The sequence below is a fragment of the Pseudomonas sp. PS01270 genome (assembly GCF_029959775.1).
Lineage (GTDB): Bacteria > Pseudomonadota > Gammaproteobacteria > Pseudomonadales > Pseudomonadaceae > Aquipseudomonas > Aquipseudomonas atacamensis.
In genome coordinates, this window is record NZ_JASCPT010000157.1 from 1 (window position 1) to 10,605 (window position 10,605).

At 60.0% G+C, this 10,605-nt stretch carries 9 protein-coding genes and 4 tRNA genes; 3 read left to right on the top strand and 10 right to left on the bottom strand.

Features of this window, described 5'->3' with window-relative positions; all coding sequences use genetic code 11:
* The 6 genes from QMX86_RS25365 to QMX86_RS25390 all read right to left on the bottom strand — a co-directional run.
* Nucleotides 1–2,639 (bottom strand): DUF6531 domain-containing protein (locus QMX86_RS25365; RefSeq protein ID WP_282386865.1); only part of this gene is annotated, 2,639 nt, incomplete at its 3' end.
* A 239-nt stretch (nt 2,640–2,878) separates the two neighbouring features.
* Nucleotides 2,879–3,286 (bottom strand): sel1 repeat family protein, encoded by a 408-nt coding sequence (locus QMX86_RS25370; protein WP_282386866.1) that lies wholly within the window; start codon nt 3,284–3,286, stop codon nt 2,879–2,881.
* Nucleotides 3,287–3,658: a hypothetical protein gene (locus QMX86_RS25375; RefSeq protein ID WP_003223109.1), complete on the bottom strand. Its 372-nt coding sequence runs from the start codon at nt 3,656–3,658 to the stop codon at nt 3,287–3,289.
* Entirely contained in the window at nt 3,655–3,996 is a 342-nt protein-coding gene (locus QMX86_RS25380) for a helix-turn-helix transcriptional regulator (protein ID WP_056783977.1), read from the bottom strand. The genes QMX86_RS25375 and QMX86_RS25380 overlap by 4 nt, the downstream gene beginning before the upstream one ends.
* Before the next feature lie 112 nt (nt 3,997–4,108).
* Nucleotides 4,109–4,564: a YkvA family protein gene (locus tag QMX86_RS25385; RefSeq protein ID WP_016773733.1), complete on the bottom strand. Its 456-nt coding sequence runs from the start codon at nt 4,562–4,564 to the stop codon at nt 4,109–4,111.
* Nucleotides 4,565–4,856: 292 nt separating this feature from the next.
* On the bottom strand, nt 4,857–5,573 hold the full coding sequence (locus tag QMX86_RS25390) for an FKBP-type peptidyl-prolyl cis-trans isomerase (protein WP_016773732.1): 717 nt from the start codon (nt 5,571–5,573) through the stop codon (nt 4,857–4,859).
* A 269-nt stretch (nt 5,574–5,842) separates the two neighbouring features.
* On the opposite strand from QMX86_RS25390, the gene QMX86_RS25395 reads away from it, so the two are divergent.
* Both QMX86_RS25395 and QMX86_RS25400 read left to right on the top strand, forming a co-directional pair.
* The gene (locus QMX86_RS25395; RefSeq protein ID WP_282386870.1) at nt 5,843–7,654 is read left to right on the top strand and encodes a di-heme-cytochrome C peroxidase; all 1,812 of its coding nucleotides are present in this window, start codon (nt 5,843–5,845) and stop codon (nt 7,652–7,654) included.
* A complete protein-coding gene (locus QMX86_RS25400) occupies nt 7,651–8,820 on the top strand; it encodes a catalase family protein (protein ID WP_282386872.1) in 1,170 nt (389 codons plus the stop codon). The genes QMX86_RS25395 and QMX86_RS25400 overlap by 4 nt, the downstream gene beginning before the upstream one ends.
* Nucleotides 8,821–8,909: 89 nt before the next feature.
* Here QMX86_RS25400 and QMX86_RS25405 read toward each other — a convergent pair.
* The 4 genes from QMX86_RS25405 to QMX86_RS25420 all read right to left on the bottom strand — a co-directional run bounded on the left by QMX86_RS25405 (nt 8,910) and on the right by QMX86_RS25420 (nt 9,443).
* Nucleotides 8,910–8,986, bottom strand: a tRNA-Asp gene (locus QMX86_RS25405).
* A gap of 19 nt (nt 8,987–9,005) precedes the next feature.
* Nucleotides 9,006–9,081: transfer RNA gene (locus QMX86_RS25410), tRNA-Val, on the bottom strand.
* Nucleotides 9,082–9,271: 190 nt separating this feature from the next.
* A tRNA-Asp gene (locus tag QMX86_RS25415) sits at nt 9,272–9,348 on the bottom strand.
* A gap of 19 nt (nt 9,349–9,367) precedes the next feature.
* A tRNA-Val gene (locus QMX86_RS25420) sits at nt 9,368–9,443 on the bottom strand.
* 159 nt (nt 9,444–9,602) lie between these two features.
* Between QMX86_RS25420 and rdgC the strand changes: the two genes are divergently transcribed.
* Complete coding sequence (rdgC, locus tag QMX86_RS25425) at nt 9,603–10,523, top strand: recombination-associated protein RdgC (RefSeq protein ID WP_042607627.1); 921 nt, start codon at nt 9,603–9,605, stop codon at nt 10,521–10,523.
* The last annotated feature ends 82 nt before the right edge of the window (nt 10,524–10,605 follow it).

The following is a 10,605-nucleotide window of genomic DNA, read 5'->3' on the forward strand; positions in this document are numbered from 1 at the left end:
TCGTAACGGGTGATGCGCCCGAGTTCATCGCGTTCGGCGGTGATCTGGCCGTAGGCGCCGTGGCTGTAGGCGCGCGTGCTGCCCGTAGGAGAAGTCGTCAGGATCAGTCGGCCGGCCGCGTCCCACTCCTGACGGCTGACAACACCAAATTCGTCCTGGGTGGTAATCCGCCGTCCCAGCGCATCGTAGGAAAAACGCCGCACGCCACCATCGGGCAGGGTTTCTTCGATGAGCTGGCCGAGCTCGTTCCACACCCAGCGGTGGCGGCTGCTGTCCGGATAACGCAGCGACAGCAATTGCCCGCGCAGGTTGTAGTAGTAATGGGTGACCTGGCCGTCGGGATCGACCGCTTCGGTAACGGCACCTTCAGCGTTGCGCCGATAGATCCACACCGCGTCGCCTCGGCAACGCTTGTAGAGAAAACCGTTGCGGTACTCGTAGGACGTTGGTGCATCGTCCGGCGGAATCAGCGCGATCAGCCGTCCGACTTCGTCGTAGCGGTATTCGGTAACCGCGCCCAACGCATCCTGCTCGGCGATCAAGCGCCCCTGCTGGTCATAGGCCTTGAGCTGCTCGCCGCCATCGGCCGCGACCTGACGCACCAGCCGCGCGCGCTCGTCGTGGACGTAGACTTCTTCGGTGCCGTCGACGTAATGCACGGTCACGCTGGCGTCGTCATCGTTCCAGACGTAACGGGTGTTCATCTGCGAGAACGACGCCCAATGGCGCACGCAGCGGGCGGCTTTGCCCTCGCGCTGCCACTCCCAGAAGAAGCTCGCGCCGCCGGTTAGCTGGCGCTGGAGGATGACGTGGTGATCGTCGTAGTCGTAGCGTTCGCTGTCGCCCACCGCGTTGGTCGCGACCAGCAGGCGTTGCCGCGCATCGAAGCTGTAGGTGGCAAGGTTTTGTTCGGTGGTCCACTCGCCCTGAACAAAGACTTGGTAATCGACTGCCACCAGTTGCGCGCGGTCATACCGCAACAGCAGGGCGCGGCCGGCGCCGTTGTCCAGACGCTGAATGCGGTCGGAGCGATCGCGTTGCAGGGTCAGACGATTACCGTAGACATCGCTGATTGCGGTCAGCCGGCCGGCGCGAAAATGGTAAAACCGCGCACTGTCGCCGGCCAACGCCAGAATCAGTTCTTCCGGCTCATCGCCGAGAAAGATCGCCGCCCGCGACAGGCTGTTGTGAATCGCCGGGCGCGCGACATTGGGCAGGGGAAACCGAGTGCGGCGGTTCTCATGATCGATCCAGATCACGCCATCGCCGTCGAAGGACAGGCGATGGGCCAGCGTATGGCTCCAGCCGAAACCCAGGCCTATGTCGATCTCGACCGCGCTGCTGCGGTACAAACGGGTGAACTCGAACGGCAGCACGCCATCGAGCACCGCGTCGGTCAGGGTCAGCAGTTCTTCGCCGGTGACCATCGACACCGGGCAGCCGTTGGTACAGGTTTTGGGCACGCAATCGGCGGCATCGCCGTTGGGGTTCTTTGCTTGGTCGGGCGCGTCGTCGTGTGGCTCGTCTTTCTTCAACATGGCGTTGCGCTTGGCATCCCAGCGCAATTGCATCCGGCCCTTTTTCACCCCGGCGGCGATGCCCCGCGCGGCAACGGCTTTGTAGCGGTCAACGTATTCAATAAAGGCGTTGACGATGCTGAACAGCGCCTTGACCAGACGCTTGGCGACGTTGAACAGCTGCGTTGCGCGGTCAGCCAGACGCAGCGTCAGATAAGCGATCCCCGCCCCCGCTCCGACAAACGTCAGCACCACGCTGATCAACACATCGATGATCAGTTGCACGATCATCATCGACGCCACTTCAGCAGACTTGCCGGCAACCTCGCTGGGCGGCAGCATGTCCAGCCACAGACTCGCCGACCGTAGCAGCAAGCACATCGCCGCTTCGTCACTGACCAGCAACTGCAGCTTTTCCATGAGATCCGGAGCGGTCTGTGCCAGCTCGATCAGCTCAGCCGCGCCGCTGCCTAGACGCTCGGCAAACTTGCCGGGGTCCTGGAGGATTTCCGAGAGCAGACCGAGGCTGTCCCATACCCCTTCGATGGCCGCCCAACTGCCGGCGAGCATGCCGTTGCTGGCTGCGGTCGCCACCGACTGTGACCACTGCGGCTTGAAACCCTGCCACTCGCTACGCAGCCAGCGCTCAAGTTCGCCGGTCAAACCGTCATAGGATTCGAACAGCTCGTCGACTTGACTGGAGGTGACAGCGCTGTGGACCAGAACGCGGTAGAACTTGCCCTCGTCGCCTCTGAACTCGCCCTTGCCCTGCTGATCAAGGGTGACCGGCGCGGTTTTGCCGCTATCCACGTCGACCACATCGACGGAAATGTTGCCCAGCGGGATGTCGTAGACCGATTCGAACTTGCTCTCGATTTGCATCAGCCCGCCGTGCGGGCACTGGACGACGCTGGAGGAAAATTCGTCGTCGCTGCTGCTGACCGACGTACTGCTATCGCCGAAGCGGATGATCCGCTCCATACCCACCAGCGATGGCAGGTCTGCTGCCTCGCTGATCTGGTCCGCCCTGCGACTGAGCCAGTGATCAAGCTGTTTGCGGTAGAGGCTGAGCGTTTGCGGAAAGCTGTCGAGTTCCTGCTCGATGCGCGCGATGGCTTCCATCAACACACGCGAGCAAACAAGGTGGACTGAAAAACGGGCTGAAGCATGAGCGGTCCCTCGCGCAAGAAATTAGTCGCGGGAACTGTGCGGGGGATCAAAGAGGAAAGAAGTCAGGCGAGTAGGCAAAGGATGTAGGACTAATCTGCAATCCAGCATCAAGCGAAAAACGTGCAGGCAGAAACGTAAACGCGGCGTGAGGAAAACCTCACGCCGCGTTTACTTAGAAGACATACATGGAATTACTGCGTTGAATCACCAGCCTTCAGCTGTTGCAGCTTCAGCTCGGCCAACGGATGCCCGGCCTTGGCGGCCATGCTCCACCAACGAGCGGCCTCAACGGGATCCGGCGCCTTGCTCGGGGTACCGGCGAGGCTGATCACGCCAACTTGATAAGCGGCTTTACCATCGCCGGCCAACGCCGCCAGACGCAGTAAACGCACGCCTTCTTCACGCGCGCCCAACCCGACGCCGCGAAAAGTCAGAATGTGCCCATAAAAGCCTTGAGCATCGACATTGCCGAGGTTGGCCATGCGCGCGAACTGGCCTTCAAGCCAGCGCCAGCCACGCGGCTGGCGAACGAACCACGACCAATGAAACAGCCGGCGGGCCAGCCAGTAACCGGCCCGCGCCTTGAGGCGCAGAAACACTCAGGCCTCCGCCGATTCCGGGTATTCGTATTCGAAGACGCGCACTACTTCCGACGCATGCCAGGACGCCGCCGCAACGCCATCTGACGGCCCGGAAAAGCGCCCCAGACGCTCGACACATTCAAAGAACCCGGTACGCGGCAAACGACTCGCGCCCTGACTGATGACCAGCGAACTGCGCAACGGCTGCTCGGCTTTGGCATCCAGTGCGGCCAGATGCTCCAGCGCAGCCGTCAGTGTCTGCATCGCCGGTGTCGGCAGCTGCAAACGCTCAAGCAAGGCTCGATAGGTCAGAAGATGGCGCTGACGGCGCGCCTGGTCCAGTTCCCCCAGCAATCCGTCCCAATGTTGACGGCTGATGCGTACGCTCACGATTCGTCCCTCCAACCCGGCACCGTCAGTTCCCAGGCCAGGCTGCGGCGAATCGCGGCGTCGGGCTGACGCTCACCACTTTCGATCATGGCCAGGTAAGACGGGCTGATGCCTACCGTGCGGGCCAGCGCCTCGATGGCGATGCCCTTCCCTTCGCGCAAACTGCGTAATTGATCCAGACCCGGAAGAATCGGCTCCGGCGAGGCGGCGAGCGGCGCTGCTGGCTGCTGCACCGGTGTTGCGTTGATCCCTGCTGCTTTCAGTAAAGCCTGATATTGAGCCCACGGCAGAACCGCGTATTCGGGTTCGCCATCGCGTGCAATTATCTGAATATCCATGACTACCCCGTAGGACAACACCACTTAGCGAGTCGGCACTTTTCCCTAGAAGTGTAATCCTAACAGCGGCCAAGGTCGCGAGTGGTATCTATCTGTAGGCAGTCTTGGTCAGTCAGGGCTTTTTCGGGCCTTGCAGCTGCAATTGTTCAGGGGTATCAGGGAGGCGTTCAACCACGGCCAGCTTTTCGGGTTGCTGGCGCTTGCGCCACAGGCGGAAGGCGTTGAGCTCGTCATCGAGGGTTTTCATCAGCCAGGCGAGGACAGCGATGTCATCGAGCATGCCGAACATGGGAATGAAATCCGGAATGGCATCGACCGGGCTGAGGAAATACATCAGGCCCGCCACCACCGAAATCAGCGACTTGGCACTGATCGCGCGATACTCGCCACGCCAGTAGGCCAGGCACAGCGACTGCAGCAAGCGCAGATCATCCTTGAGTTTGCCCAGGCGATTGCCTTGCGCGGCGCCTTTGCTGGCCACGGCAAACAACAGGGTCGGCAAGCGTCCACGGGCCAGCAGGCGACCGGCCAACGGCAGGAATCGAGCGAAATTCCACGGAGCTTTCATCTATTCTTCCCGTTGAAATGTTATCCACACAAATTGTGGATAACCTTGTGAACAGAGCTGCATTTCAGCGCTGAGAGCCCCGTTTCATAAGGGCTGCGCTTAGATCGGGCGTTTTTTACTCACATAAAAAAGCCCAATATTTCATTGACTTGGCGGCTCAGGGCGTCTAGCGCGGGCAGCCTCAAAGCTATGACTGTGTTGAACGGCGTCAGTTCGCTCTGTTTACCTTTCCTGACCTGCAGATGCAACAACGCCCCGCATAAGCGAGGCGTTGTTTTCGAGCCGTTGCGTGTTACTTGGCAGCGGCGTCTTCTTTGGCTGGATCCTTGATGGCCAGCAGTTCCAGGTCGAAAACCAGAACCGAGTTGGCCGGGATTGCCGGGCTTGGCGACTGAGCGCCGTAAGCCAGATCGCTAGGGATGTACAGTTTGTACTTCTCGCCAACGTGCATCAGTTGCAGACCTTCAACCCAACCCGGGATCACGCCACTGACTGGCAGATCGATCGGGCTGCCGCGCTCTACGGAGCTGTCGAACACGGTGCCGTTGGTCAGCTTGCCGGTGTAGTGAACAGTGACGACGTCGGTCGGCTTAGGCTGTGGGCCATCGGCTTTCTTCACTACTTCGTACTGCAGGCCCGAAGCGGTGGTGGTGACACCGGCCTTCTTGCCGTTTTCTTCGAGGAATTTCTTGCCGGCGGCTGCCGACTCTTCACTCATCTTGGCCATACGCTCTTCAGCACGCTTTTGCAGCGAGGCGAAGGCTTCGACCAGTTCTTCATCTTTCAGCTTCTGTTCTTTCTTGCCAACGGCATCTTCGATGCCCTGGGCTACCGCTTTGGAGTCCAGATCATCCATGCCTTCCTGGGCAAGGCTTTTGCCCATGTTCAGGCCGATGCCGTAGGAAGCTTTTTGCGCCGGGGTTTTCAGCTCTACGCTGGTCTGCGAGTCACAACCCGCGAGTACCAGGCTAACCAGGGCTACCGCCGCCGCCAACCGATGCTGTTTCATGCTATTTCCTTGTTCATGCGCCGAATGGGCAATCGAGTAAAGCCGCGAGCTTATCAGGCCGCCACGACCAATGGCTACCGGCATGAGAGCAGGAATCTTCCGATAAGTTCAGGGATTAAAACGCATTTGGGCAACGGCTGGATGAAGCTTCTGTCATTCACGGACGACAAGGCTCGTCGGCTCCTGACTCAGTATCTGGCGTAATGGCCACTTGCCCAGCCAGCGCCGCTCAGGCATAACAGCGCAACAATTCGACAAGGATGTTCAACTTGCGCCTCTTATTCCGCGTTATCAGTCTGGTGATCGTGCTGGCGGTAATCGCCATCGCGGTGATCGTCTATTACGTCGCCAATCCGAAATTGCCCTTCTACATCCCGCCGCAACAGGTACGTTACCTGGATCAATGGAGCGAAGAGCAACGGCAGACCTACTACTTCACGCCCCAAGGTACGCAAGTCAAAGACCTGCGTTACGAGTGGTTCCAGGCATTGGAATTGCCCTTCTCCGAGCAGCGCTTCGCCTCCCCTGAATATCTCGCCCGTTTCGGCTTCCTGGTCGACCCGCAGCAGAAATCTAGCCCGAACAATCCCGGCAACCTCCCCGTCGGTTTTGCCCGGCACCAGAATCCCGGCAACGCCTCCGAGCATTATCTCGACATCACCTGCGCCGCTTGCCACACCGGCGAGTTGCGCTTCAAAGGCCAGGCCGTGCGCATTGATGGCGGCACCGCGCAACACGTGTTGCCTTCCAGCGTTCCTACTTTGCGCGGTGGCAGTTTCGGACAGGCCCTGGTCGCCAGTCTCGCCTCGACTTACTACAACCCATGGAAGTTTGAGCGCTTCGCCCGCCAGGTGCTCGGAGATGATTACGAAGCGCGCCGCGAACAATTGCGCAGCGAGTTCAAGACCTCGCTGAACACCTTCGTCAAAGTGGCGTGGAACGACACCCATCGCGGCCTGTACCCGACCGAGGAAGGCCCGGGGCGCACCGACGCGTTCGGCCGGATTGCCAACGCTACGTTTGGCGACGCGATTTCCCCCGCCAACTACCGCGTGGCCGATGCCCCGGTGGATTACCCGCAGCTGTGGGACATGTGGACGTTCGATTGGGTGCAGTGGAATGGCTCGGCCCAGCAGCCGATGGCGCGCAACATCGGCGAGGCGCTCGGCGTCGGTGCCACGCTGAATTTCTTCGACGCCAATGGCCAGCCGCTGCAAGGCGCTGAGCGCTACCCCTCCAGCGTGCGCGTGCGCGATCTGCACGCCATCGAAGAAACCTTGCAGCAGCTGAAGCCGCCAACCTGGCCCGAAGATCTGTTCGGTGCGATCGACAAGCCGCTGGCCGCCAGAGGCCGCGCGCTGTTCGCGGAAAACTGCGCCGGCTGCCATGTCCCGCGCCAATCGCAGGAAAGCGAACGCTGGGTGCAGCACTTGCACATGATTCCCGTGGAGGTGATCGGCACCGATCCGAATGCGGCCAACAACATTGCCAGTCACCGTTTCGACCTGAGCGCACTGCAATGGGATGTCAATGAGCTGAAAAAGATGGACGTCAAACTGCACCCCGAACCCAAGGAGCCGCTTGATCTGAGCCAATTGTCGGTGGCCAAGGGCCTGGCTTACGTCACCGCGTTCGTGGAAAACCGTGCCTATCGCGACGCGCAGATCACGCCGGAAGAAAAGCCGCGCATGGATGGTTTCGGCCTGCCGATCGGCGTGCGCGAGAAAGTCGCTTACAAGGCCCGACCGCTGGCTGGCGTGTGGGCGACTGCGCCGTTTCTGCACAACGGTTCGGTGCCGAGCATCTATCAGTTGCTGTCACCGCAGGATGAGCGCGCCACTACTTTCTATAAAGGCACGCTCGAATACGATCCGCGCCACCTCGGCTATCGCACCGAGCCTTTCACCAACGGTTTTCTGTTTGACACGCGCATCAGCGGCAACCACAACAGCGGCCACGAATTCCGCGCCGGCGCTCACGGCAACGGGGTGATCGGCCGACTCCTGCAACCCGAGGAGCGCTGGGCGCTGCTCGAATACCTGAAAGTACTGGGCGGACCACTGGAGGCGCAGTTGCCATGATCATGCCGACATTCAAAAAAGAACTGCCGCCACTCGCGCGCTTCTGGCTGTGGTTGGGGCGTTTGCTTGGCAAGACGCTGCTGATCCTGCTGGTCATCGCCCTGCTCGGCTGGGCCATCGCCACCGCATGGTTTGCCTGGCAGCATCGCGGGCCGGTGTCGGCGCAGGAACAGATTCCAGCAGGCGAAGCGGCGATGACCCAGGACGTCATCCAAACCGCAGTGCGCATCGTCGACCAGCACCGCGAACCCACGCGTTATCTGCGCGATGCCCACGCCAAGGCGCATGGCTGCGTGAAGGCGCAAGTGCAGGTGTTACCGGAACTGGCGCAATCGCTGCGACAGGGGGTGTTCAGCGAGCCGGGCAAGACCTGGCAGGCGCTGATCCGGTTGTCCAACGGCAATGCCTATCCGCAATTCGACAGCATTCGCGACGCGCGCGGGATGGCAATCAAGTTGCTTGAGGTTCCTGGCACGCAACTGCTCGGCAATCGCCAGGACCAGCATGAACAGGATTTCGTGATGTTCAGCCATCCGAATTTCTTTGTCAGCAATGTCGCCGAGTATCGTCAGAATGTGGCGGCGCAGGCAGACGGCAAGAAGGTCATGGCGTTTTTTCCGACATGGGATCCGCGCACTTGGCAGGTCCGCCATCTGTTTATCGCCTTGGCCACTCTGTCAGCGCCGCCGGACAGTCCGACTGAGACCACATATTTCTCGGTATCGCCCTACAAGTTCGGTGAGGCCAATGCGAAATTCCGCGTCGTGCCGGATCCGGAGCGTTGCCCGGCGTATACGCTGCCCAAACAGAATCACGACTTGCCGAATTTCCTGCGCAGCGCACTGAATCAGCAGTTGTCGACGGATCGGGTGCCGGCGTGTTTTGCCTTGCAGATCCAGCGCCAGGACGCGAACAAATACATGCCGATCGAGGACACGAGCATTGAGTGGCGTGAGCAGGATGCACCGTTTGAAACCGTGGCGCGGATCACCCTGCCCGCGCAGGACTTCGACACGCCGGCGCTGAATCTGCAATGCGACAACCTGTCGTTCAACCCGTGGTTCGGCATCGAGGCGCATCGGCCGATTGGCGGGATCAATCGCTTGCGCAAGGCAGTGTACGAGGCGGTGAGCGATTATCGGCATGCCCGCAATGCGGCGCAGTAGCGCGGCGATTTTATAAATCGCAGACAGCAAAAAGCCCGCACAAGGCGGGCTTTTTGTGGTGTCTGGCGTTCAGTTCCAGATACCGAATATGGCGCAGCGGACGGGACTCGAACCCGCGACCCCCGGCGTGACAGGCCGGTATTCTAACCGACTGAACTACCGCTGCGCGAAACACTTGAAACGAATGGTGGGTGATGACGGGATCGAACCGCCGACATTCTGCTTGTAAGGCAGACGCTCTCCCAGCTGAGCTAATCACCCTTCGCTTCGTTACGGGGCGCATTATGCCACAAGTTTTCGTAAAGTGTTGATTTAATTGAATATTTTTCAAAAAAATCTGAAAACCGGTGAAACGATACATCCCGCGGGTACAACCTTGAGACAGAAAAAAACCCGCCTCAGCGGGTTTTTCCGTGGTGACCTGGCGTTCAGTGGTCCAGGTTACCGAATATGGCGCAGCGGACGGGACTCGAACCCGCGACCCCCGGCGTGACAGGCCGGTATTCTAACCGACTGAACTACCGCTGCGCTAAACACTTGAAACGAATGGTGGGTGATGACGGGATCGAACCGCCGACATTCTGCTTGTAAGGCAGACGCTCTCCCAGCTGAGCTAATCACCCTTCGCTTCGGTGTGGCGCGCATTCTACGGAGCACCCCCACCTCTGGCAAGCACTTTTTTAAATAATTTTCCGAGGCCTTCCAAAGGCTTAGAGAAGGGTTGGCCTATGCCCCGGCGAAGACAATAATGCCCCCCTTTGTATAAAGGAGTGACTCGCCCCATGTGGTTCAAGAACCTGCTGATCTATCGCCTGACCCAAGACCTGCCTGTCGATGCCGAGGCGCTGGAAACTGCACTGGCGACCAAACTGGCGCGGCCGTGTGCAAGCCAGGAGCTGACCACTTACGGTTTCGTTGCACCGTTCGGCAAGGGCGAAGATGCGCCGCTGGTACACGTCAGCGGCGATTTCCTGCTGATCTCTGCGCGCAAGGAAGAACGTATTCTGCCGGGCAGCGTTGTGCGTGACGCGGTCAAGGAAAAGGTCGAGGAGATCGAAGCCGAGCAGATGCGCAAGGTCTATAAGAAGGAACGCGACCAGATCAAGGATGAAATCATCCAAGCGTTCCTGCCGCGCGCGTTCATTCGTCGTTCCTCGACCTTTGCCGCGATCGCGCCGAAACAGGGCCTGATCCTGGTCAACTCGGCCAGCCCGAAACGCGCCGAAGACCTGCTGTCGACCCTGCGCGAAGTGATCGGCACCCTGCCCGTGCGTCCGCTCACCGTGAAAATGGCACCGACTGCGGTGATGACCGACTGGGTCACCACGCAGAAAGCCGCCGACGATTTCTATGTGCTGGACGAGTGCGAACTGCGCGACACCCACGAAGACGGCGGCATCGTCCGTTGCAAGCGTCAGGACCTGACCAGCGAAGAAATCCAGCTGCACCTGAGCACCGGCAAAGTCGTCACTCAGCTGTCGCTGGCCTGGCAGGACAAACTGTCGTTCATGCTCGACGACAAGATGACCGTCAAGCGCCTGAAATTCGAGGATCTGTTGCAGGATCAGGCGGAACAGGACGGTGGCGACGAAGCCCTGGGCCAACTGGATGCCAGCTTCACCCTGATGATGCTGACCTTCGGCGACTTCCTGCCGGCGCTGGTTGAAGCGTTGGGTGGGGAAGAGATGCCGCAGGGGATCTGACTCTGACGAGCATCTAACCTTTGGGAGCGAGCCTGCTCGCGAATGCGGTGCGCCAGCAACATTAATGTATCTGGCTCACCGC

Bases quoted from the DNA above. Each gene is read 5' to 3' on its own strand.
- QMX86_RS25380 (WP_056783977.1), bottom strand. From the start codon at position 3,996: ATGGATATTCAGATAATTGCACGCGATGGCGAACCCGAATACGCGGTT.
- QMX86_RS25385 (WP_016773733.1), bottom strand. From the start codon at position 4,564: ATGAAAGCTCCGTGGAATTTCGCTCGATTCCTGCCGTTGGCCGGTCGC.
- QMX86_RS25390 (WP_016773732.1), bottom strand. From the start codon at position 5,573: ATGAAACAGCATCGGTTGGCGGCGGCGGTAGCCCTGGTTAGCCTGGTA.
- rdgC (WP_042607627.1), top strand. From the start codon at position 9,603: ATGTGGTTCAAGAACCTGCTGATCTATCGCCTGACCCAAGACCTGCCT.
- QMX86_RS25400 (WP_282386872.1), top strand. From the start codon at position 7,651: ATGATCATGCCGACATTCAAAAAAGAACTGCCGCCACTCGCGCGCTTC.